Origin of the sequence: Blautia luti (assembly GCF_033096465.1) — a bacterium.
Lineage (GTDB): Bacteria > Bacillota > Clostridia > Lachnospirales > Lachnospiraceae > Blautia_A > Blautia_A luti.
The window spans coordinates 2,630,594-2,653,275 of the sequence record NZ_AP028156.1; the positions used below are offsets into that span (position 1 = coordinate 2,630,594).

Consider the following 22,682-nt stretch of genomic DNA (forward strand, 5'->3'; position numbering starts at 1 on the left):
ATTTATTCTATATTTAAAAGAGTTTTCTCTTCTTCGTAACTTTCCATTTTCGGCAGATTCAGCTTCAGGACACGGTCCACCACATTTCCGGCATATCCTCTGTATGCATAGGCCCCGGATTCAAATAAAACATAAAGGTCATCCCCATCCACCACGATCTGCTCGATCATCTCCGGAAAGCGATAGGTTTTCGCAGAATTTTCATTTACATACAGTCGTTTGTCTGACTGCTCATAGAACACTACCCTTGAAGGCAGGATCCCGAAAGAATGGGACAGCAGCAGCTTATCATTATAAAAAGCCATGCCCTGGGCCTGTTCTGAAATTGTAGAATAGTCCAGAGGAACTGCCATCTCAAAGTTCATTCCAAGCTCTTCATCCAGAGTATTCACCAGATTTCCTTCTTCGTCCACTGCGTATCTGGCTATGGAACTCTCGGTGTATTTATTAAAACAACCTACATACAGGCAGCCCTTATAAAAAGTCATAAAGGAATCTCTCACGATCCCGTAAAGACTGCAGGTCTGGTTCACCTGCACAGGCATACGATTATCTGCATAACTGTAATCTTTGAATACCGGCATCTTTATGCTTACAGCCTGGGCAATCCCGTTGGTATTGGAAGAATACCACAGCATATCATGATCCAGATCATAGGCAAGGCCACCCACATGGGGAAGTCCCGGAAGAACCACCTCTTTTATAAAACGATGCGTTTCCTTGTTGATTACATAGATCACGGAATTATGTTTCGCGGTATGACAGTAAGCACTGATGAGTACATATTCATCTGTTACAGCCAGCCCCTGCGGGGTCATGGATGTACAGACTGCCTGTTCACTACCCTGAGCATTAAGAAAAGTTCTTGTATATTTCAGCCCGGGAATGATATAGGTTCCATATTCTTTTTCTTTTTTCCGGTCTTCGAAAGCAAATGCGATCAAATCCTCCTTCTGAGACAACATCTGGATCTGTCCCCTCAGAGAATAGACTGCTGCATCCTGATTGGTAACCAGATATTTCGCAGGAGGTTCCGTTTTTCCTCTGTAGACAAAGGCATATCCCCAGAATGCCAGCCCAATCGCCAGCACTATGACCAGGACCTTCACCGCCAGCCATCGTATTTCCCGTTTCGTCTGTTTATTCATGTCTTATCCAAGTATTATATCTTCAAGTCTCCAGATGATTTCCATGGGATGCATGGACCATACTGCCCCGCTGTAGCCTTCATCCAGATCCAGGAGTGCGTAAGTTCCCTCATTCATGGGAATCGTCCTCATATCTCTGGACAGGCCTTCTCCTGTCCATTTGATATAGGCTTCTCTCAATACCCACTGTCTGAAAAATTCCTTTTCGGGATCTTCTCCTTCCAGGATTTCTATGCGCTGTGCCGGTGAAACCATACGTTCCAGCATCCGTTCATAATTGGCTTTTTTGTGGATCTGCACATCGATTCCTACCTCCTGGTCTGCCAGGATACACACTACGTAATTTCCTGAATGACTGACATTATAATGGATCTGCGGACGCCAGGAAAGAAATGGCTTGCCGTGTTCCCCCTCTGCTCTGGGTTCATGTTTCAGATTGATCCCGTATTCTTTCTTTAGTCCAGTTTCCAGAAGCTTCTCTGCGATCATATGATCCAGATGTTCTCCTGCATATTCTTCCCGTACTCTGGTATAATAGATGACTCCTTTTTTCATAGACCTGTCTCCTCAAGGAAACGGGAAGGTTCCCGTTCCTTCTCATACTGGCGTTTCACATAGGCAAGCACCAGCTTCTTCCTGGCACGGGTCATGCCTACATAAAACAATCTGCGTTCTTCTTCTACTGCTTCTTCCAGAACTGCTTTCCTGTAAGGAATACTTCCTTCATTCACATTCAGAATATATACAATATCAAATTCCAGTCCCTTCACTGCATGAAGGGTGGATACCGTTACCCCTTCTTTACGGTTTTGTTGTTTCCGTGCCTGTTCATTGAGTTTCTCTGTATATTCTTCTATATATCTTTCCCATTGTTCCAGATCTTTCATTCCTTTTGTGCTTTCATGGATCCGGTCCAGGGTTTCAAGCAGTTCCTCTGGTTTTATTTTACGATACTGTGCATACTCGCGCAAGTATTCTTCGTATCCCATTCCCTTTCTTATGAAATTAATTGCAGCAAAAGGGGAAAGGGTGCCCAGAATACGCAGATGTGTTTCCAGTGTAGTGATCCTGTCACACATCCAGTCTTTATCTTTATAGTATTCTCTCAATCTGTCAAAACTGATCTGCTTATCCGGCAGTGCATCTCTGGATATATATCGATTCGGCCTGTTCATCATTTCCAGAAAGTTCTTCCTGCTTCTGTCTCCTGCTGCCATATGCAGATATGCCTGCAGATTTCTGCAGATCCAGTGCCGGAAGAGATTGGGAAGCTGTTCCTTCATGGTAAAAGGCACCTGATATTCCATCAGCGCATTGACAAGTCCCTCTCCCTCCTGGTTTGTCCGGAGAAGGATGGCTGTGTTTTCCAGATTTTCTCCTTTTTCCAGTCTTTTTTTCAATGCTGCTACTACGCAGATATATTCTTCTCTGGGATTTTCGAAAGCCTTGCAGGTCACCGGCATTCCTTCTTCATTAGGTGTGGTCAGTGCTTTCTTAAAACGTCTGGAATTACATCCGATTACCTTCATGGCAGTACGCAGGATACTGCCACTGCAGCGATAGTTTACATCCAGCAGAACGGTCTGTGCTTTCGGATAATCCCTGGTGAAGTTCAGCATGATCTCCGGTCTGGCTCCCCGGAAATGATAAATGGACTGGTCGTCGTCCCCCACAATAAAAAGATTATCTGCAGGAGCTGCCAGCATGCGCAGGATTTTGTACTGCAGACTGTTGATATCCTGAAATTCATCCACCAGAATATGTACAAACTTTTTTCTCCATCCATTTAAAATATCCGGCCGTTTGTCAAAAAGTTCATAGCAGCTCAGGATCATATCGTCAAAATCCAGTTTTCTTCTTGCCCGCAGTGCATTTTTGTACCCGGTAAATATTTCACGGAAAACTTCGTCTGAACAGCAGGAAGCATAATAATGTTCCAGTGAGATACAGTTTCCTTTTACAATGCTGATCTCCTTGGAGATTTCTTCCAGAAAGTCTCCTTCCTGGGACATTTCCTGGCCATATTGTTCTGTCATTTCCCTGAGAATACTGTATTTCTCTTCTTCTGAAAGAATATTGGCAGCACTCAGATTGTAAGCTGCTTTCAGAATCCCATAAAAAATTCCATGAAAGGTTCCGAAAGTTACATCACTTCGTTCCTGATCCACGAATTTCAAAAAACGTTCTTTCATCTCTATTGCCGCTGCTCTGGAAAAAGTTACAACCAAAATAGAAGAAGCCGGTATCTTCCCCTCTTTGATCATGTATGCAGTTCTCTCCACAATAACGGAAGTTTTGCCCGAGCCTGGGCCTGCCAGGACCATCATGGGTCCCGACAGGTGGATGATCGCCCGGAGCTGAGATGGATTTCTCTTCATATTTATTTGCTTAATTTCTCAATAGCCGCCTTTACACGTTTGATCGTCTCGTCTTTACCGATGATCTCCATGATCTCGGTAGCACCGGCCGGTGTCATCTGCTTGCCAGAAACAGCAGTACGCAGAGGCCACATTACGTATCCGTTCTTATAGCCATGTTCTTTTACGAATGCACTTAAGGTTTCAAATAACGGATCATTTGTATAATCTTCCTGCTCTTCCAGTACCGGAAGTACTTCTTTTAATACTGCAAGAGAGGTCTCTTCGTTTGTTTTCATCTTCTTGTGGCAGTACATTGCGGAATCGTATTCCGGTACTTTCTCAAAGAAATCGATCAGAGCCGGGATATCTGGGAATGTTTCGATTCTGGTCTGGACCATTCCTGCGATTTTTTTGAAGTTATAGTCTTTCTTCAGAACTTCTTTCATGTATGGAAGTGCTTTCTCATAGAATTCATCTGGATCCATTTTCTTAATATATTCGCCGTTCATCCAGCGGAGTTTGGCGATGTCAAAGACTGCCGGTGATTTATTGATATGGTGGTAGTCAAATGCCTGTACCAGTTCATCCAGGGAGAAGATTTCTCTGTTATCCGCAGGACTCCATCCCAGAAGTGCTACATAGTTAACGATCGCTTCTGATACAAATCCCTGATCAAGCAGGTCTTCGTAGGAGGAATGTCCGCTTCGTTTGGAGAGTTTCTGGTGTGTTTCGTCTGTGATCAGAGGACAGTGTACATAAACCGGGATGTCCCATCCGAATGCTTCGTAGATACGGTTGTATTTCGGAGCGGAGGAGAGGTATTCGTTGCCTCTTACTACGTGTGTGATCTCCATTAAATGGTCGTCAACTACGTTTGCGAAGTTGTAAGTCGGGTATCCGTCAGATTTGATAAGAATCAGGTCTTCCAGCTCTTCGTTGTTTACTGTGATGTCTCCGTAGATTACGTCGTGGAATGTTGTGGTTCCTTCTGTCGGCATGTTGAAGCGGATTACGTGTGGTTCTCCAGCATCAAGGCGGCGCTGTACTTCTTCTTTGGAGAGTTTGAGACAGCGTTTGTCGTAGATGGAGATTTCTTTTCCTGCTACGATGCGTTTCATGCCTTCGAGTTCTTCTTTCTTGCAGAAGCAGTAGTATGCATCTCCCTGTTCTACTAACTGCTGTGCGTATTTCAGGTAGATTCCCTGTGCCTGACGTTCGCTCTGTACATATGGGCCGAATCCTTTGTCTTTGTCCGGGCCTTCGTCGTGGATGAGTCCTGTTTTGGCAAGGGTGCGGTAGATGATGTCTACGGCGCCTTCTACGTAGCGTTCCTGGTCTGTATCTTCAATACGGAGGATGAAGTCCCCGCCTTCATGTTTGGTAATAAGGTATGCGTATAATGCTGTTCTTAAGTTTCCAACATGCATTCTGCCTGTAGGGCTTGGTGCAAATCTTGTTCTGATCTTGGTCATAACTTTTCACTCCTGAATTTTTCATATATTCAATCTGTAAAAAAAGACCCTGCTTAAAAGCAGTGGTCTTTCTACTTTCGGGTTTATTATACGTCAGAGATGGGGGTATTTCAAGTCAGGTTGGGGGAAAATTTGAGGTTTTTATGGAAATGGACGCATTTCCTACCTACATCCTGCGAAACCTTTCATATCTTTCCTGCGCAATCTGTTCACCACTCTTACCACCTTGTTTATTCAGAAACTGCTTCATTCTGATCTTCATATACTCTGCGATTTCCGGTAAGTTTTCCTCACTTGCAGGATATTCTTCTGGTATGATGCGTTCGATGATTCCCAGTTCTTTCAGATGTGCCGCCGTTACTTTCATAACTTCTGCAGCTTCTGGCGCTTTCCTGCTGTCTTTCCAGAGGATGGATGCGAATCCCTCCGGTGAGAGGATGGTGTAGGTTGCGTTTTCCATCATCCAGACTTCGTTGCCGACCGCCAATGCAAGTGCACCGCCGCTGCCGCCTTCACCGATCACGATTGAAAGTACCGGTACTTTCAGGTCTGACATTTCCAGAAGGTTGCGTGCGATGGCTTCTCCCTGTCCCCGTTCTTCTGCTTCGAGTCCGCAGAATGCTCCCGGGGTATCTACAAATGCGATGACTGCGCGTCCGAATTTTTCTGCCTGTTTCATCAGGCGAAGAGCCTTCTTATAGCCTTCGGGTGAGGGCATTCCGAAGTTGCATTTGATGTTTTCTTTTGTGGTGTGTCCTTTTCGGATTCCGATCACGGTGACAGGTTGTCCGTCCAGTGTGGCAATGCCGCCGATGATGGCGTTGTCGTCTCTGACTCCTCTGTCTCCGTGAAGTTCCATGAAGTCGTCAAAAATGGTTTCAATGTATTCTGCCGCAGACGGACGGTCGCTGCTTCTGGCGATCTGGACTCTATCCCAGGCGGTAAGGTTTTTTTGTTTCTTTAGTTTTTTCTTTTTGCCAAAGGTGTCGAATGCTCTTGCCGGGGTTTCCTGTGGGAATTCTTCGTACTGGTCTCTGGTGCCGTGCAGTTTCAGGATGAGAGAAAGGGTATCACGCATAGATCCTCTCTCTGCGATTCCGTCGAGGAAACCATGTTCCAGAAGAAATTCAGGTCTCTGGAAGCCTTCCGGGAGCTTCTGGCCTATGGTCTGTTCGATGACTCTTGGGCCGGCGAATCCGATCAGGGAGCCTGGTTCTGCAAGGATGATGTCACCAAGCATGGCAAAGCTTGCAGTGACGCCGCCAGTAGTCGGGTCTGTCAGGATGGATGTGTAGAGAAGTCCTGCTTCGGAGTGGCGTTTGATGGCTGCGGAGGTCTTTGCCATCTGCATCAATGACACGATTCCCTCCTGCATTCTGGCGCCGCCGGAGCAGCAGAACAGGATGACCGGGAGACCCTGGCGTGTGGCTTCTTCGAATGAGCGGGTGATTTTTTCTCCTACTACATAGCCCATCGATGCCATCAGGAATCTGGCGTCCATAGCTCCGAGTACGGTGCGGATGCCGCCGATTGTAGCTTCTCCGATAAAGATGGCTTCATCCATCTTTGTTTTCTCTTTCAAGTCTTCGATTTTCTGTGGGTAATCCGGATAGTCCAGAGGATTGCTGTTTTCGATTCCTGTGAACCACTCTTTAAAGCTTCCCTTGTCTGCGATCATTTTGATGCGTCGTTTCGCGCTGATTCTGAAATATCCGCCGCATTTCGGGCACACATAGGCGTTGGACATTACGTCTTCTCTGTAAACCATTTCTCCGCACTTTGGACATTTGATCCATAATCCCTCAGGTACGGAAACAGATGCGGACTGTTTGTTCCGCTCTTCTGAAACTGTTTTCTTAAAAAATCTCTTCAAGTCTGCCATTAAAATCCTGCTCCTTTATGTAACCCAATTTGATGTTATTTTCAGACAGTAAAATAATGTTAATAACTATTAATCAAACTTATTCTCTCAAAAATAATTTTATCGATTTAAGTTATTAATTACCCTTTAATCAATATGTAATTTCTACCAAGCTATAAAATATATTTGCATCAAATTTTATTTTACAAGTCTGGATAATGCTGTGGAATGAAATCCGTAGTAATGTTCCCATCCTGGAAGTCCGGCTGATTCAGCAGTTCGTACAGGAAGTCTACGTTCGTCTTTACTCCTTCGATTGCGACTTCCCCAAGGGCGCTGATCATTTTCCGGATGGCACTGTGACGGTCTTTGTCATAGACGATGATCTTGGCGATCATGGAATCATAGTATGGCGGGATTGCGTAGTCATTGTAGACTGCCGTGTCCACGCGGATTCCATTTCCGCCGGGCAGATGCAGGTCTGTGATCCTGCCAGGGCATGGCATGAAATGTCTCTCAGGGTCTTCTGCGTTGATCCTGCATTCCATGGCGTGGCCGCGGATTTCTATATCTTTCTGCTGAACGCTTAATGGTTCACCTGCTGCGATGCGGATCTGCTCTTTGATCAGGTCTACGCCTGAGACGAACTCTGTTACCGGATGTTCTACCTGAATTCTGGTGTTCATTTCCATGAAATAAAATTCCCCGGACTGATCCAGCAGGAACTCTATGGTTCCGGCACTTTCGTAACCTGCTGCTTTTGCGGCACGGACTGCGGTCTCACCCATTTTCTTTCGCAGTTTGTCGGAAATTGCGATGCACGGGGATTCTTCAATCATCTTCTGGTGGCGTCTTTGAACAGAGCAGTCACGCTCCCCGAGGTGGATCACGTTTCCATATTTATCTGCAAGGATCTGTACCTCTACATGTCTGGGATTTTCCACGAAGCGTTCCAGATACATGGTATTATCTGAGAAAGAATGAACAGATTCCTGCTGTGCTGTCTCGAATAATTTGGCAAATTCCTGCTCGTTTCTGGCTACACGCATTCCCTTTCCACCGCCGCCTGCAGAAGCCTTGATCATAACCGGGAAGCCAATTTCTTTTACTGCTCTCTCTGCCTCTACTACTGTATAAACCGGCTCTTTTGTTCCCGGGACTACCGGGACTTTGGCTTTGCGCATCGTGTTTTTTGCTTCGGATTTATTTCCCATTCTGGAAATCACTTCTGCTGACGGGCCGATAAATGCTACGTTGCATTTCTCACACATTTCCACGAAGCGGCTGTTCTCTGAGAGAAAACCGAAGCCCGGATGGATGGCTTCTGCATTTGTGGCAATGGTTGCACTTAAAATCCGTTCCATATTCAGATAGCTGTCTGTGGACTGTGCTCTGCCAATGCAGACTGCTTCGTCTGCAAGCTGTGTGTGCAGGGCATCTCTGTCTGCTTCCGAATATACAGCAACTGTACGGATCCCCATTTCGCGGCATGCACGGATAATACGTACTGCGATCTCGCCTCTATTGGCGATCAAAATTTTTCCAAACATTTGTTATGCTCCTACTGCAAAAGTCAGTTCTGCGATCACTGCTACTTTGCCGTCCTGATTTGTGGCTTTTGCTTTGCCGACTCCCATTGGACCTTTTTCCTTGATGATCTCCACTTCAAGTGTAAGAGTGTCTCCCGGTACTACCTTGTTCTTAAATTTCGCGTTGTTGATGGATGCAAAATATGCGATTTTTCCCTTATTTTCCGGTTTGCTTAAGATTGCAACTGCGCCGGTCTGGGCAAGTGCTTCGATGATCAGGACTCCCGGCATGATCGGTTCCTGCGGGAAGTGGCCGGCGAACTGCGGTTCATTGTAAGTGATGCATTTCTTTCCTGTTGCTCTTACGCCCGGAACCAGATCTTCGATTGTGTCGATCAGGAGGAACGGGTGTCTGTGGGGAATGATTTCCATGATTTCTTTTGTTGTAAGTTTCACTATAAATACCTCCTTTTTCCTCTATTCTATCACAAACATTGGCTGTCCGAACTCTACCATCTGTTCATTTTCTACCAGGATTTCTTTGACTGTGCCGTCGAATTCTGATTCGATCTCGTTCATCAGTTTCATTGCTTCTACGATTCCGAGAACCTGGCCTTTGGTTACTTTGTCTCCGACTTTTACAAACGGGGCGCTGTCAGGGGATGAGGCTGCATAGTAGGTTCCTACAAGCGGGGATTTCACTATATTTCCTGTAAGTGGTTTCTCACTGGATGATGCGCCGGCACCTGCATTATTCTGCACGGCAGACTGAGGTACTGACTGCAAAACCGGCTGTACTGCCGTCTGGTACTGAGCAGCAAATGCTACTGCATCTGCGTTTGCTGCTGCCTGCTGCACGATTGTTTTCTCTGCTGACATGGAAATGTTTAAGTTTCCGTCCTGCAGATTAAATTGTGTCAGATTTGAATCACTGACTGCATGGATCAGTTCTAATATATTTGATAATTCCATTTATTTCCTCCTGCCTGAATCAGCTAAGTATTCAGGCTGTCTGATCCAGACAGATATCTGATTTTTCGCTCCGCCGGATCTGTATTAATTATGTTTCTATAAGATTAGTCTTCGTATTTCTTAATAAGTAAAGATGCATTATGTCCGCCAAATCCAAGGGAGTTGGACAATGCATATTTGATATCCATCTTAACAGGTCCGTTTCCTACATAGTCCAGATCGCACTGTTCGTCCGGTACCTGATAGCCTGCTGTCTGATGGATCAGCCCCTCCTGGAGTTCTTTGACGCAGGTGATCACTTCTACTGCACCTGCTGCGCCCAGAAGATGTCCTGTGATGGACTTGGTGGAGTTTACTTTCATTTCTTTTGCATGCTCACCAAATGTCTTCTTGATCGCGATGGTCTCGAATAAGTCATTATGGTGTGTACTTGTACCGTGAGCATTCACATACCATACATCATCTGTGGAAATACCTGCCTCTTTTACTGCAAGTTCCATAGCTTTGGCTGCACCGGAGCCGTCTTCTGCAGGGGATGTGATGTGGAACGCATCTCCTGTTGCACCATAGCCTACAACTTCAGCAAGGATCTTTGCACCGCGGGCTTTTGCATGTTCCAGTTCTTCCAGAACTACGACACCTGCACCTTCGCCCATAACAAAGCCGCTTCTTTCTTTGTCAAAAGGAATGGAGCATCTCTTCGGGTCTGTGGAAGATGTCAGGGCTGTCAGGGCTGCGAAACCGCCGAAACCTATCGGTGTGATGGCTGCTTCTGTTCCACCTGCAACCATTACATCTGCATCAGACCACTGGATGGTGCGGTATGCTTCACCAATGCTGTGGGTTCCTGTTGCGCAGGCTGTTACAACGTTGATGTTCTTCCCACGGAGGCCGAACTGGATGGATACATTTCCGGATGCCATGTTGGAGATCAGCAGCGGGATCATCAGAGGGTTCAGTCTGCCCGGACCTTTTGTCTCCAGGATTTCGCAGGATTTCTCTACTACCTGCATGCTTCCAATGCCGCTTCCCACGCTGCATCCTACACGGAAGGGGTCTTCTTTTGTTATATCAAGGCCGGACTGCTCGATGGCTTCTTTTGCTGCTGCTACTGCATACTGGCTGAAAAGTTCCATACGTTTGGCAGATTTGAAATCCATGTAGTCTTTTGCATTGAAGTTGTTGATCTCTGCTGCCATGTGGGCTCTGTATTTAGTTGTGTCAAAACGGGTTACTTCTGCAAAATTTGTTTTTCCCTCTTTTACGCTCTTCCAGAATTCTTCTACATTTAATCCTACAGGAGTGATTGCTCCCATACCTGTAATTACAACTCTTCTCATCTTAAATCTCCTCGTCTGTCTATACGTTCATACCGCCATCCACACTGATGACCTGTCCTGTAATGTAATCTGCTTTGTCCGATGCCAGAAATACTGCTGCATTCGCAATATCCTCCGGTTTTCCGAATCGTCCAAGAATAATCTGTTTACACGCACTCTCTTTCAGTTCTTCAGAAAGTACTTCTGTCATTTCTGTATCCACGAATCCCGGTGCAATGGCATTTACGGTAATACCGCGGCTTCCCAGTTCCCTTGCCATTGTCTTTGTCAGACCGATGACTCCTGCTTTGGATGCTGCATAGTTCGCCTGGCCTGCATTTCCAAGGATTCCGGAAACAGAGGAAATGTTGATGATCTTTCCGCTTCTCTGCTTCAGCATCTGGCGGGCGCTGTGACGGATAGTATTAAATGTGCCTTTCAGGTTTACATTCAGTACAGCATCGAAATCTTCTTCTTTCATCTTCATGATCAGTCCATCTCTGGTGATCCCAGCGTTATTTACCAGAATGTCCAGATGTCCGTATTCTTTTACTACGTCTTTGATCATGGTTTCGCAGGCTTCGAAATCGCTGACATTGCATTTATATACGGAAGCTTTTCCACCATTTTCTTCGATGGTCTGCTTTACTTCTTTTGCACGTTCTTCAGAGCCATTGTAATTGACGATCACCTCTGCCCCCTCTTTGGCAAGCGCAATAGCGATGGCACGTCCGATCCCACGTCCTGCACCTGTGACAAGTGCTACTTTATTCTCCAGCATTTACAAGAATCTCCTTTCTTACCGTTTCCAGATCTTCTACTTTCTCTATATGTAAAGCTTTTACATTTCTGTTGATTTTCTTAAGGAAACCAGTCAGGGTTCTGCCAGGTCCAATCTCAATAAATGTGTCCACACCATCACTGATCATTTGCTCTACACACTGCTGCCAACGTACGGGAGACGAGACCTGTTTTATCAGAAGCTCTTTTACCTGTTCCGGTTCTGTTACATTCTGTGCAGTTACATTTGTCACATATGGAGTGGTGAATTTCTGAATTTCCACATCTGCCAGGGCCTGTCCAAGTTTCTCTCCTGCTTCTCTCAGAAGTCCGCAGTGGAAAGGTCCGCTGACTTTAAGTGGGATCACGCGTCTTGCACCAGCTGCACTTAACGCTTTCCCGGCTGCTGCGACTGCATCCTCTTCTCCTGTGATCACGATCTGGCCAGGGCAGTTATAGTTTGCAATGGATACGATTCCTTCTGTCTCTTCGCAGATCTTCTCGATCAGTTCTGCATCTGTTCCAAGAACTGCTGACATTGCACCGCCTGTCGGATATGCCTCCTGCATCAGGATTCCTCTTTTTCTTACTATTGCAAAGGCATCCTCCTCTGTCATAACTTTGGAAGCTACGAGTGCACCGTATTCTCCAAGGCTCAGTCCGGCATTTACCTGGGATGTGATTTCGGATTTCTCTACAGCTCTTAAAATAGCGATTTCTGCTGCCAGCATGGCAATCTGTGTATATTCTGTAATATTTAAAATCTCATTTTCTTCAAAACATAAAGTTTCCACATTGAGACCGGATACTTTGGATGCTTTCTCAAACACTTCACGGCTTACAGGGAATTTCTCGTAGAAATCTTTCGCCATTCCTGTATACTGCGCTCCCTGACCTGGAAAAACAAATGCGATTCTGGACATAAATTTAATTCCTTTCAGATGCTATTATTTATTTTGTTTTTTAAATAGTTTGATTTTCAAAGTATATATTCAAAAAATTCTCCCCGGAATCTGATATAGATTCCAAGGAGCCACTTTAGTCTGATGGTCAAATTCCGCAATTATGCTTCTACACCTTTATCTTTCAGATAATCCATTACAGCGCCAACTGTAGTCATATCTGTCAGATCTTCTGCCGGGATCTCAATGTTATACTCATCTTCCAGTGCCATAACCAGTTCAAAAAGATCCAGGGAATCCGCACCAAGATCATCCTTGAAAGAAGTTTCTGCTGTAATATCTCCTGCTTCACAATTTAACTGTTCTGCAATCATTTCGCTCATTTTTTCTAACATAATTATTTTCTCCTTTAATCCAATCTTATTTTGATCAAGTATTTTATCCGCTGTCTTTCACAGCATCATTTATCTCTCATTTACTTTGATATTCAAAGTATATATGCTTCCCTTCTGTTTGTCAAGCATTATTTCGCATCTTCAAACTTTATTTTCCTTGCCACACTGAGCGCCAGCCCCATCTCAGCCATCAGAAACAGGATCGAAGTACCTCCATAACTGATAAATGGCAGGGTAATACCGGTATTGGGCATCAGGTTTACCACAACCGCAATATTCAGAATAACCTGCAATGCCATATGAATGAAAATACCGCTGACCATCAAAGATCCAAACATATCTGGTGCATTCTGTGCAATAAAGAAAAGTCTATACAGAAGATATGCATACAGAAGCAGTACTATAATCCCCCCGAAAATCCCCAATTCCTCACAGATAATGGAAAAGATCATATCATTCTGCGCCTCTGGTACACTTCCAAGTTTCTGAATACTGTTTCCAAGTCCCCTTCCGAAAAATCCTCCGGAACCTATCGCATACAGTGCCTGGATAGTCTGATATCCTGCATCATCTGCGAAGTCCTCCGGATGAAGCCATACCAGAATACGGCGGATACGGAAACTTCCACTGCTGTCTACACTGACTGTTGCGTTCAGAAAAATAACTGTCACTACGGCCAGGGCAATTCCCACACCTGCAATGATCAGAAATATTTTGGTATCCGGATGTGCCACGAAGATCAGTCCTGCTGTAATGCAGAAGATAATGATTGCTGTACTCAGGTTATCTGTACATACATAGGCGATAAGAGCCAGAAGCCCTCCCATTCCTGCCAGCACCATACAGGCTTTCAGAGTACGAACCTGCTTTCCCATATGAACGATCATATATGACAGACATACGATCACCGCGATCTTGGCTATCTCAGCAGGCTGGAACTGGATTGGCCCAAGTTTCAGCCATCTCTGTGCACCATTGGCAGCCTTTCCAAGAGGAGTTTTTACCAGTGCCATCAACCCCAGGGCTGCCACATACAAGAGCGCGGAAAAATGTTCCAGGATATGATAATCGATCCTCGAAATAAAGAGCGCCATCACAATGCATGCAATACTGATGGCCGCCTGCTTCTTAAAGAAATACATATCATCTCCATATCTCACTTCAGCCCTATAAGCGCTGGTGCTGTACAGCATGATCAGGCCGAAACAGATCAGAAGTACAATGATCGCCACCAGACTGTAATCATAATAATCCGTTTTTGTTTTCCTGGCGGATTTTGCTTTCGGCGCGGAAGCAGAATAAGAATGCTTCCGTGCTTGTGTTTTCTGCATTCAATCACCTGTCGCTTTCTAAAATGTTTTTTCCCATTATAGCAGAAACTTATTTCAGACGCAACACAGGAGAAGGGGTTTTATTTCCTTCTCCTGTGTTGTTGGATTCTGTGTACGACATCACACTTCGCGATCACAGAATTTATTATTCATCATCTGATACTTCAATAGGATCAGATTCGAAAATGAATTTTACATTTCCATCCATATCAGAAGATTTATCTGTAAACGTTGTATACAGAACATCATCAGACTGAATTGCTTCAAAACGATCCAGAACTTTCTGAAGATCTTTGTTTACTGTATCATCTAATTTCTTGATACCTTCTTTATAGAATTTCTTCTGGCCTTTATTCAGCTCTTTCGCACCATCGTTCAGTTCCTTGATACCATTTTTTACCTGGTCACTTCCATCGGAAAGCTGTTTGGTTCCATCAGAAAGTGATTTGGTTCCTGATACAAGGCTACTGGTTCCACTCTTTAAGCTCTTGGTTCCGCTTGCCAGTGTGCTGGTTCCACTTGCCAGTGTGCTGGTTCCACTTGCCAGTGTGCTGGCTCCGCTTGCCAGTGTGCTGGTTCCATCTGCCAGTGTCGCAGCTCCATCTGCCAGCTGGGATGCTCCGCTGTTTAAGGAGGAACTGTTTGCAGAAAGCTGGGATGCTCCGCTGTAAAGAACTCCGCTGTTGGAGGATAAAGTACTTACTCCGCTGGTAAGCTGTCCTGTTGCTTTACTGATCTGTGACATTCCGCTTGTCAGGCTCTTCTTCGCACTCTTCAGTGTCTTCGCTCCCTGAAGCAATGCATTGGCATTGGCATTCTTGTTGCCCTGAAGCTGTGTAATACCATCAGATATCTGCTTTCCTGCACTTTGAAGATCAGATGCACCCTGAATCAACTGTTCTGTATTTGCTTTTGCTAATGATCCATAACCACTCTGCAGTGTTGTATTAGCTTCTGTAAGCTGTTTGGAACCTGACTGAAGTGTTTCTACTCCCTGTAACATTGCCGGAAGCTTCTCTTCCAGTTCTTTAAACAGATCACTCATATCACCTACACCTTTGGCGATCTGGGTTCCTGCTGCTGACAGCTGGTCTCCTGTACCGGTCAGTACTGCATCATTGGCTGTCAGAACCTGTGCTCCGGAATTCAGCTGGTCTACTGCTGTTTTTACAGTCTGCATACCCTGGCTTAATGCTGCAAGCTGCTGCTGAAGTTGTTCCAGACTGCTGTCTACAGAATCAGCCTGTGTATCTGCTGTATCAGATGCAGCTCCTGCCGCGCTTCTCAAGCTGGCTGCTGCTGACTGAAGTGCAGAAGTATCCGGTGCGGAAACTGTGATTGTAGAAGTATCAATGGCAGAAGCACTTTCTTCTGCTGACTGTACTGCGCCAAGGGCACTGTTTACAGCCGCTTCCACTGCTGCAGCTGTCTCATCATCCATACTGCTGTAATCAATATTATATAATGCTGATTCAGCTGCCTCCAGCTGACTGCTTACAGCATTTACGCCAGCTTCTACAGAAGAAGCATCTACAGACACTTCTGAAGAATCGCTGATCCAGGATTCAATGGCATCTGCCTGGCTGTTCATGGTATCCGCACTGCTGTTTAACTGACTGGAAAGAGCTTCTGCCCCTTCTTTGGCAGCCTGTGTCTCAGAAGATCCCATCTGCTCTAACTGGCTCTGCAGCTCGCTTAAGCCGGAAGCAAGAGTTTCTACATTCTGTACATAACTTTTTACACCTTCTGCATAACTGGAAACACCATCTGTATAAGCTGTAATATTATCGCTAAAATCTTTGATCGTATCCGGATCGATCTTTGATGCAAGTGCTGTCATCTGGTCTGCAGCATCCTGGATTCCTTTTACTTCACTGTCAATACCCGGAACTATTTTTCCCATTCCTTCTACCAGGCTCTTGATACCGCCTACATACTGACTCACGCCTTCTGCAAGAGTATTGGCTCCTTTAATATAATCACTTACACCATCCGTCAGAGTAGTAGCACCATTTACATAATCCTGCACACCGCCTGCCAGCTGATTTCCACCTGACACATAAGCATTTACGCCATCGCTGAGGGTTTTCATTCCTGCTTCGTATTCAGTCATCTTTTTGTTCAGGGTATCTACTCCTGCTGTATACTGCTGAATTCCTGCTGAAAGAGTATCTGCTCCTGAAGTATAAGACTCAACTCCACTGCTGAGAGATTCTGCTCCTGATTCCAGTGACTGTGCACCGCTATTTACCTGCTGTGCTCCGCTGTTTACCTGCTGTGCTCCACTGTTTACCTGCTGCGCTCCACTGTCTAACTGTGTTGCGCCGTCATCCAGTGTCCTGACACCATCATCCAGTTCTTTGGCGCCATCTGTAAGTTCGCTGACACCTGAGCTTAAACTGCTGATACCATCCGAAAATTCTTTATATTTATCATTGAGAGTGCTGGTTCCTTTATACAGATCCTTGCTTCCATCTACCAGTTTCACTGCTGCATCTGTCAGATCTTTCATGGAATCCTTCAGATCATCCAGTCCGTCTACATTATCCAGGTCCAGGTTGTCCAGAAGATCTGTCATTGCAACGGTAAATGCAGAACTCATCTCACAGTCTGTTACATTAGCTTCCATTGTAAAGCCTTCCGGAATATTAATTTCATCTGCCAGATCAGAATCCAGATCCAAGCTGTCTTTCATTCCCGGCATTCCAAGGCCTACTACGATATTTCTGCTTCCATCAGAAATTACTTTACCATTATCTACCGTCACATTTGCGAAATTGTCTGTAGAAAGGATCATTCCTGTTACCATCACAAACGGAGAATAAATTTCTGCATTTTTACCATTTACTTTCTTAGTTGTCTTCGATGTATTGGTATAGGTAACTTCCATCTTAAGGTGTCCGGTCTTTCCTGCCAGATCATCCGGAGAAATTTCTTTTCCATCCAGATAATATTTAATGCTTACGGAAACAGGAAGTTCTTTATCTGTTTTTCCCTGATAATAAATATCTTTTCCGTCTGTACTCCAGGTCAGGTTGTCACCGTCCTGTGTAAAAGTTTCATCACCTTTTACATTCTTGATATCTGTCAGATCAGAGGTATCTTTGATCTCAGATTCTGAACTGTCTCCGGAATTCTTCAGCCAGTCAGATACTGTAACATCTGTTACATCTCCGGCTGCTGTTGTATTTACATAAACAGTCTCTTCTTTCTGAACACTATTATCGCTTGTTGAAGCAGCTGCCATTACAGTGCCTGCTCCGAGAACTACGGCCATTCCTGCTGCAAGTGATGCTGCAGCTGCTTTCTTTCTGTTTCTGTTCATAATAGATTACTCCTTTATATTCTCTCTTTACAACAATAAGCTTCTTTATATAATTCTCTTTCTTATTTCTTTTCTTCTGCTGTTTTCTTCTTGGCAAATCCAATAGATGTATGGCAGATAAGCGGGTCAAAGATCATAAACATTGCCGGCAGTACCAGAAGTACGACCAACGTACTGATAACTGCACCACGTGAAAGCAGGTTTGTGATACTTCCGATCATATCAACCTCTGTGTAAAGGCCAACACCAAAGGTTGCTGCGAAGAAACTGCATCCACTGATCACGATGGACTTCATGGAAGTCTTGTGTGCAATGGCAATGGATTCTTTCTTGCTCTTTCCAAGGCCTCGTTCTTTCTGATATCTGCTGGTCATCAGGATCGCATAGTCAACCGTTGCACCCAGCTGGATACATCCGATAACGATACTTGCTACGAATACCACTTCTTTTCCCTGATAATATGGAACAGACATATTGACGAAAATCGCAAACTCAATAACTGCAACCAGGATAAACGGAAGAGAAATTGATTTGAATACAATCATAATGATAACAAAGATCGCCAGGATAGAAACTGTATTTACTGTCTTTAAGTCGACATCTGTAACATCCTGTAAGTCCTTGGTCAAAGGTGCTTCACCGATTACCATGGATTCCGGACTGTAGCCTTTTACAATCTTCTGAATCTCATCGATCTGATTGTTTACCTCATCTGTCGCCGTCTTATATTCAGAACAGATAAATTCCATCTCATATTCATCGCTCTCTAGCATCTTCTTCAGATCACTTGGGATCATGGTATCCGGGAATGCTGCACCTACGAAGGAGTCCATTCCGAGTGCCCATTTCACACCGTCAACATTCTTGATCTGGTTGAGCATTTCTGTCTTCTCTTTTGATGTCAGTCCCTTCTTTAATAACACCATATGCACATTATTCATATTAAAGGTTTCCTGAAGTTTCGCGTTTGCCACGTTACTGTCCAGGGTAGAAGGAAGTGATTTATCAATATTATAGTAGTTTTTCAGGTTGTTGTTTCCGTGGATAGCCGGGAAAAGCATTACCAGGAAAATGATCAGCCATACTTTATAATGCTTTGTAATAAATTCTGATGCTTTATCAAAGCTTGGAAGCAGCGGTTTATGTTTTGTCTTCTCAATTGCTTTGTCAAAGGTAAGTACCAGAGCAGGAAGTAAAGTTACACAACAGATAACACCGATCACAACACCTTTTGCCATTACGATACCCATATCACGTCCAAGTGCAAAAGTCATAAAGCAAAGTGCGATAAATCCGGCAACTGTTGTAATGGAACTTCCGATTACAGATTTGAAAGTTGCATTGATGGCATGCGCCATAGCTCTCTCTTTGTCGCCTTCAAATCGTTTCTTGTTTTCCTCGTAACTGTTCAGCAGGAAAATGGAATAGTCCATGGTAACACCTAACTGAAGGACTGCTGTCAGTGCCTGAGTGATATAGGAAATCTGGCCAAGGAAAATATTACTTCCAAGGTTGTATAAAACTGCCACACCGATACACAGAAGGAACAGCACCGGAACTACCAGGGAGTCCATTGCAAGAAGCAGTACTACTAATGAGAGACAGGATGCAATGACAACGTAAATTGGCATCTCTTTCAGTGCGATCTGTTTAATATCTGTAACAATACCGGTCATTCCGCTGACGAAACAGTTCTCAGAAGTAATCTTACGGATCTCTGTTACCGCTTCCATGGAAGTTTCTGATGATGTTGTGTTGTCAAACAACGCGATCATCATTGTTGCATTCCCGTTAAAGAATGCTTCTCTTAAGTCTTTCGGGAGCATTTCTACAGGAACGGAAACATCCAAGACACTGTCATACCATAAAACTTTCTCTACATGATCTACTGCTTCTATTTTCTCTTTCAAAGTAGCTACATCTTTTAGTTCCATATCCTCCACGACTATCATGGAGAACGCTCCCATTCCGAACTGGTCTACCATGATATCCTGGCCCTTAACTGTTTCCAGGGTATCCGGCAGGTAGCTTAATACATCGTAATTGATTCTGGTTGCAGCCATACCGAGATAAGACGGAATCAGTAAAACGATTCCGATGATAATGATCAGTATTTTGTGTTTTGCAATCCACTTTCCTACCTTAATCATCTTTTTCTCCTTTTCTTTTTACTTATTGATACTGTTTAATCATTCTATGACCAACAGTCATTTTTTATCTCATGCATTGTTATATACCAAAAAAAAAAGATAGTCAATAAACATTAGGTGCCATTTGTCCAAAAAATCAGTTTGACTTTTAGTCATTTCTGATTAAAATAGAAAACAGATGAAGTAAAACCAGGAGGGGGTTTTATCATGAGTAGATTAGAAGTAAATAAGAAAAAGAAAAAAGATGCCCTTTTTCACACTGCCTTTGAGCTTTTTACCACAAAAGGGCTTACCAAAACCACAATTTCTGATATCGCTGATCAGGCAGGTGTTGCAAAAGGCACCTTTTATCTGTATTTTAAAGATAAATATGATATCCGGAACAAGCTTGTCTCCCATAAAACAGGGGAGCTCTTTTTCCATGCACATGAAGCACTGAGTCAGACTGAACTGACAGACTTTCAGGAACAGGTACATTTTATTGTAGATCATATACTCACTGAACTGGAGCAGAACCGTACGCTCCTGACTTTCATTTCCAAAAATCTCTCCTGGGGAATTTTTAAAGGTGCTTTCGAGGAAAAAATGCCAGATGAAGACTATCATTTCTATCAGTCTTACCTGGACATGCTTTCTCAGAATAAAACCTCCTACAGGAACCCTGAACTTCTGCTCTTTACCATCATCGAGCTAGTGGGATCCTCCTGTTACAGCTGCATTCTTTACCAGCAGCCTATTTCAATGGAGGAATACCGTCCTTATCTTCACAATGCCATTACCGCTATTATGAAAACCTTTGAGGAACAGTCCTGAGATATTACAGTTCTATGGTTTCCAGATCATCCGGAATCAGAAGATTTCCATTATAATATGGTTTCCCTTCTGCTGTATAAAGTTCCTTGCGTCTGGAAATATTTTTGTCCTCTGTGTGATAGAGGATCAGGTTCTCTGTTCCCAGTTTCTGTGCCAGTTCACAGGCATCTTTTACTGTGGAATGATGTTTCTCATAAGGCTTGAATTTATCTGCCTGGGAATACAGACAGAACGCCTCATGCAACAGCCAGGTACTGTTTACGGCATATTTTTCCTCGCATTCATTATAAGGTTCATCTCCACAGCAGGTCAGTTTCTTTCCATCTGCATATTCCATGCAGAATCCATACTGTTTTGCCTTGGTAGATCTGATATCAAAAAAGGTGGTTTTATGTCCGAGAATACTCTTCTCTTCTCCATCTTTCACTTCGATAAGATATACCTTTTCTCCAATAAAAGCGGTTTCCTTCGGAGTAAGAAGCATTTCAGACATCTGCCTCAGAAGCCGGATCACCTCGTCATGTGCATAAATCCTGACCTCTTCATCAAACTGTCCTCTTGCCATTCCCTGACAGTACATTCTCAGCATCCAGATAATTCCCAGGAGATGATCTATATGCTTATGGGTAACAAAAATTGTATGAATGTCCTTCCAGCTGATACCTGCATCCTCCAGCTGTTTCAGGATCGTGCTTCCGCCGCCTCCGTCAACCAGAAAATATTCCTTCTCGTCTTCTTCATTTAATGTAAAACATGTATTATAACATTTCGTCACTTTGGCATTTCCTGTTCCCAGTATTGTAAGTTTCATCTGCGGTATCCTCCTGTATGGTTTTTCTGATATTTTCCCTGATGATTTCCAAGTATAGCATATTTTTTTCCTAAAAAAAACTGTTCTGTTTTGCAGTCTCCGCCGGATTATTGTTTATGGTTGCTGTTCATGTACCACAGTTCCGGCAGAGACCCCTTTCTTCCTATTTAGTGCTGCAGCCGCATTCCCTGCAAGATGCTGTACACGGATTATCAAAGGATGGATTAAAAGCATAGAAGTTCTTCGCATCCAGTTCTTCCTGAATGGACCGCAGTGCTTCACCAAATCTCTGGAAATGAACCACTTCCCTTGCGCGCAGGAATTTGATGGGATCTGCAATCTCCGGCATATCCCGCACTACCCGCAGAATATTATCATAAGTCGACCGGGCCTTCTGCTCTGCTGCCAGATTCTCGAACAAATCTGTAATCGGGTCTCCCTTGCTCTGGAACTGGCAGGCATTAAACGGAACCCCTCCTGCTGCCTGCGGCCATACTCCCACTGTATGATCAATATAATAAGGACCAAATCCAGATTTCTCGATTTCTTCCATGGACAGATCCCGGGTAAGCTGGTGAACGATGGTGGAGACCATTTCTAAGTGGGCAAGTTCTTCCGTCCCAATATCATTCAAAACCGCTGCCGCCATCCGGTTCGGCATGGTAAATCTTTGGGACAGATAGCGCATGGATGCGCTGATCTCACCATCTGGGCCACCATACTGGCTCATGATATACTGGGCGATCTTTGCGTTGGGCTGTGTAATGTTTACCGGGTACTGGAGTCTTTTTTCATAATTCCACATATACTATCTGCACGCTCCTTCCTTTTCCCATGGAAACGGCTGTTCCATCCACTTCCAGGTGGCACTTTCCTGCTGGTCCGTGCAGTCAATAGTCAGAGGCCCAAACTTCTCTGCATATTCCTGGAGAAGTTTCCTTCTTTCTTTCACCAGTTCATCACAATACTCCAGTGCCTTTCTGTCGCAGGGATGGGTATCCAGATACAACAGCATATCGTCTACTGCAAAGCTGACTTCATTGATCCTGGAAAGCTGGCTGTTTCTCGAACCTTTTTCATTCATCTGCGCCCACCTCTCTTTCCACAAAACGGTTTACAAAGCTGAGGAAAAATCGTGCCAACACTCAGTCCATAGGAAAGTGTAAAGTTTTCTGTAAATTTCTGGCAGGGCACATATGCCATGGCAGGTTCTAGATATTGTAAATGAGAAAACATCTCATCATTCATTCCTTTTGCTCCAGGCATGACGCAGTCGCACTTCTGCTGTCTGCTGCAGGAACATTCTCTGTCAGGCATTTCATTTATAGTCCGGGGCCGGTTCATGCCGCAAGTACGGTTATACGGTCTGTTACAGGCCCTGCGCATCTGATAATTTTCCATACACAAAATCCTTTCTGTCAAAGCTGTTTCTTTTAATATTTTATGACATATTTTCCAAAAGGTGCGCATACTTAAGGCGCTTATAAGAAATCACAAAAATTTCATATTTACAA

The 22,682-nt window shown here is 44.3% G+C and carries 20 protein-coding genes; 1 reads left to right on the forward strand and 19 read right to left on the reverse strand.

Annotation, left to right across the window (positions count from 1 at the left end; genetic code table 11):
- Positions 1–2: 2 nt before the first annotated feature.
- The 15 genes from R8695_RS12170 to R8695_RS12240 form a co-directional block, all read right to left on the reverse strand.
- A complete protein-coding gene (locus R8695_RS12170; RefSeq protein ID WP_154780237.1) occupies positions 3–1,148 on the reverse strand; it encodes a hypothetical protein in 1,146 nt (381 codons plus the stop codon).
- A 3-nt stretch (positions 1,149–1,151) separates the two neighbouring features.
- The gene (locus R8695_RS12175) at positions 1,152–1,703 is read right to left on the reverse strand and encodes a 4'-phosphopantetheinyl transferase family protein (RefSeq protein ID WP_154780236.1); all 552 of its coding nucleotides are present in this window, start codon (positions 1,701–1,703) and stop codon (positions 1,152–1,154) included.
- On the reverse strand, positions 1,700–3,526 hold the full coding sequence (locus R8695_RS12180; RefSeq protein ID WP_154780235.1) for an ATP-dependent helicase: 1,827 nt from the start codon (positions 3,524–3,526) through the stop codon (positions 1,700–1,702). Before R8695_RS12180 ends, R8695_RS12175 begins: the two co-directional genes overlap by 4 nt.
- A 2-nt stretch (positions 3,527–3,528) precedes the next feature.
- Entirely contained in the window at positions 3,529–4,980 is a 1,452-nt protein-coding gene (gene gltX / locus R8695_RS12185) for a glutamate--tRNA ligase (protein WP_154780234.1), read from the reverse strand.
- Between the two features lie 166 nt (positions 4,981–5,146).
- Positions 5,147–6,862, reverse strand: coding sequence for an acetyl-CoA carboxylase carboxyltransferase subunit alpha (locus R8695_RS12190; RefSeq protein WP_118508382.1), 1,716 nt, complete (start codon positions 6,860–6,862; stop codon positions 5,147–5,149).
- Between the two features lie 182 nt (positions 6,863–7,044).
- Entirely contained in the window at positions 7,045–8,391 is a 1,347-nt protein-coding gene (locus tag R8695_RS12195) for an acetyl-CoA carboxylase biotin carboxylase subunit (RefSeq protein ID WP_154780233.1), read from the reverse strand.
- 3 nt (positions 8,392–8,394) lie between these two features.
- Positions 8,395–8,826 carry a 3-hydroxyacyl-ACP dehydratase FabZ gene (gene fabZ, locus R8695_RS12200; RefSeq protein ID WP_118508380.1) on the reverse strand — a complete coding sequence of 144 codons (432 nt, stop codon included), beginning with the start codon at positions 8,824–8,826 and terminating at the stop codon, positions 8,395–8,397.
- A 21-nt stretch (positions 8,827–8,847) separates the two neighbouring features.
- Complete coding sequence (gene accB, locus R8695_RS12205) at positions 8,848–9,342, reverse strand: acetyl-CoA carboxylase biotin carboxyl carrier protein (RefSeq protein WP_154780232.1); 495 nt, start codon at positions 9,340–9,342, stop codon at positions 8,848–8,850.
- Between the two features lie 104 nt (positions 9,343–9,446).
- Positions 9,447–10,682 (reverse strand): beta-ketoacyl-ACP synthase II, encoded by a 1,236-nt coding sequence (fabF, locus tag R8695_RS12210; protein ID WP_118508378.1) that lies wholly within the window; start codon positions 10,680–10,682, stop codon positions 9,447–9,449.
- A 19-nt stretch (positions 10,683–10,701) separates the two neighbouring features.
- A complete protein-coding gene (fabG, locus tag R8695_RS12215; RefSeq protein WP_118508377.1) occupies positions 10,702–11,442 on the reverse strand; it encodes a 3-oxoacyl-[acyl-carrier-protein] reductase in 741 nt (246 codons plus the stop codon).
- Complete coding sequence (gene fabD, locus R8695_RS12220; RefSeq protein WP_118508376.1) at positions 11,429–12,364, reverse strand: ACP S-malonyltransferase; 936 nt, start codon at positions 12,362–12,364, stop codon at positions 11,429–11,431. Before fabD ends, fabG begins: the two co-directional genes overlap by 14 nt.
- 140 nt (positions 12,365–12,504) lie before the next feature.
- The gene (acpP, locus tag R8695_RS12225) at positions 12,505–12,738 is read right to left on the reverse strand and encodes an acyl carrier protein (RefSeq protein ID WP_118508375.1); all 234 of its coding nucleotides are present in this window, start codon (positions 12,736–12,738) and stop codon (positions 12,505–12,507) included.
- Positions 12,739–12,866: 128 nt separating this feature from the next.
- Entirely contained in the window at positions 12,867–14,069 is a 1,203-nt protein-coding gene (locus R8695_RS12230; RefSeq protein WP_154780231.1) for an FtsW/RodA/SpoVE family cell cycle protein, read from the reverse strand.
- Positions 14,070–14,214: 145 nt separating this feature from the next.
- On the reverse strand, positions 14,215–17,394 hold the full coding sequence (locus tag R8695_RS12235) for a YhgE/Pip domain-containing protein (RefSeq protein WP_154780230.1): 3,180 nt from the start codon (positions 17,392–17,394) through the stop codon (positions 14,215–14,217).
- A gap of 62 nt (positions 17,395–17,456) precedes the next feature.
- A complete protein-coding gene (locus R8695_RS12240; RefSeq protein WP_154780229.1) occupies positions 17,457–19,544 on the reverse strand; it encodes an efflux RND transporter permease subunit in 2,088 nt (695 codons plus the stop codon).
- A 207-nt stretch (positions 19,545–19,751) separates the two neighbouring features.
- Here R8695_RS12240 and R8695_RS12245 point away from each other — a divergent pair, with 207 nt between their 5' ends.
- Positions 19,752–20,357 carry a TetR/AcrR family transcriptional regulator gene (locus tag R8695_RS12245; protein WP_154780228.1) on the forward strand — a complete coding sequence of 202 codons (606 nt, stop codon included), beginning with the start codon at positions 19,752–19,754 and terminating at the stop codon, positions 20,355–20,357.
- A 4-nt stretch (positions 20,358–20,361) separates the two neighbouring features.
- Here the strand turns inward: R8695_RS12245 and R8695_RS12250 are convergent, their stop codons facing one another.
- The 4 genes from R8695_RS12250 to R8695_RS12265 form a co-directional block, all read right to left on the reverse strand.
- Complete coding sequence (locus R8695_RS12250) at positions 20,362–21,168, reverse strand: MBL fold metallo-hydrolase (protein WP_154780227.1); 807 nt, start codon at positions 21,166–21,168, stop codon at positions 20,362–20,364.
- Positions 21,169–21,331: 163 nt separating this feature from the next.
- A complete protein-coding gene (locus R8695_RS12255; RefSeq protein WP_154780226.1) occupies positions 21,332–21,973 on the reverse strand; it encodes a manganese catalase family protein in 642 nt (213 codons plus the stop codon).
- A 3-nt stretch (positions 21,974–21,976) separates the two neighbouring features.
- Positions 21,977–22,252 carry a spore coat protein CotJB gene (locus R8695_RS12260; protein ID WP_118508326.1) on the reverse strand — a complete coding sequence of 92 codons (276 nt, stop codon included), beginning with the start codon at positions 22,250–22,252 and terminating at the stop codon, positions 21,977–21,979.
- Complete coding sequence (locus R8695_RS12265) at positions 22,249–22,569, reverse strand: spore coat associated protein CotJA (RefSeq protein ID WP_243139506.1); 321 nt, start codon at positions 22,567–22,569, stop codon at positions 22,249–22,251. Before R8695_RS12265 ends, R8695_RS12260 begins: the two co-directional genes overlap by 4 nt.
- Between the last annotated feature and the right edge of the window lie 113 nt (positions 22,570–22,682).

Bases quoted from the DNA above. Each gene is read 5' to 3' on its own strand.
- R8695_RS12255 (WP_154780226.1), bottom strand. From the start codon at position 21,973: ATGTGGAATTATGAAAAAAGACTCCAGTACCCGGTAAACATTACACAG.
- acpP (WP_118508375.1), bottom strand. From the start codon at position 12,738: ATGTTAGAAAAAATGAGCGAAATGATTGCAGAACAGTTAAATTGTGAA.
- R8695_RS12240 (WP_154780229.1), bottom strand. From the start codon at position 19,544: ATGATTAAGGTAGGAAAGTGGATTGCAAAACACAAAATACTGATCATT.
- R8695_RS12230 (WP_154780231.1), bottom strand. From the start codon at position 14,069: ATGCAGAAAACACAAGCACGGAAGCATTCTTATTCTGCTTCCGCGCCG.
- R8695_RS12235 (WP_154780230.1), bottom strand. From the start codon at position 17,394: ATGAACAGAAACAGAAAGAAAGCAGCTGCAGCATCACTTGCAGCAGGA.
- R8695_RS12245 (WP_154780228.1), top strand. From the start codon at position 19,752: ATGAGTAGATTAGAAGTAAATAAGAAAAAGAAAAAAGATGCCCTTTTT.
- R8695_RS12170 (WP_154780237.1), bottom strand. From the start codon at position 1,148: ATGAATAAACAGACGAAACGGGAAATACGATGGCTGGCGGTGAAGGTC.
- R8695_RS12250 (WP_154780227.1), bottom strand. From the start codon at position 21,168: ATGAAACTTACAATACTGGGAACAGGAAATGCCAAAGTGACGAAATGT.
- fabF (WP_118508378.1), bottom strand. From the start codon at position 10,682: ATGAGAAGAGTTGTAATTACAGGTATGGGAGCAATCACTCCTGTAGGA.
- R8695_RS12195 (WP_154780233.1), bottom strand. From the start codon at position 8,391: ATGTTTGGAAAAATTTTGATCGCCAATAGAGGCGAGATCGCAGTACGT.
- R8695_RS12180 (WP_154780235.1), bottom strand. From the start codon at position 3,526: ATGAAGAGAAATCCATCTCAGCTCCGGGCGATCATCCACCTGTCGGGA.
- gltX (WP_154780234.1), bottom strand. From the start codon at position 4,980: ATGACCAAGATCAGAACAAGATTTGCACCAAGCCCTACAGGCAGAATG.
- R8695_RS12190 (WP_118508382.1), bottom strand. From the start codon at position 6,862: ATGGCAGACTTGAAGAGATTTTTTAAGAAAACAGTTTCAGAAGAGCGG.
- R8695_RS12260 (WP_118508326.1), bottom strand. From the start codon at position 22,252: ATGAATGAAAAAGGTTCGAGAAACAGCCAGCTTTCCAGGATCAATGAA.
- fabG (WP_118508377.1), bottom strand. From the start codon at position 11,442: ATGCTGGAGAATAAAGTAGCACTTGTCACAGGTGCAGGACGTGGGATC.
- fabD (WP_118508376.1), bottom strand. From the start codon at position 12,364: ATGTCCAGAATCGCATTTGTTTTTCCAGGTCAGGGAGCGCAGTATACA.
- R8695_RS12175 (WP_154780236.1), bottom strand. From the start codon at position 1,703: ATGAAAAAAGGAGTCATCTATTATACCAGAGTACGGGAAGAATATGCA.
- R8695_RS12265 (WP_243139506.1), bottom strand. From the start codon at position 22,569: ATGGAAAATTATCAGATGCGCAGGGCCTGTAACAGACCGTATAACCGT.
- accB (WP_154780232.1), bottom strand. From the start codon at position 9,342: ATGGAATTATCAAATATATTAGAACTGATCCATGCAGTCAGTGATTCA.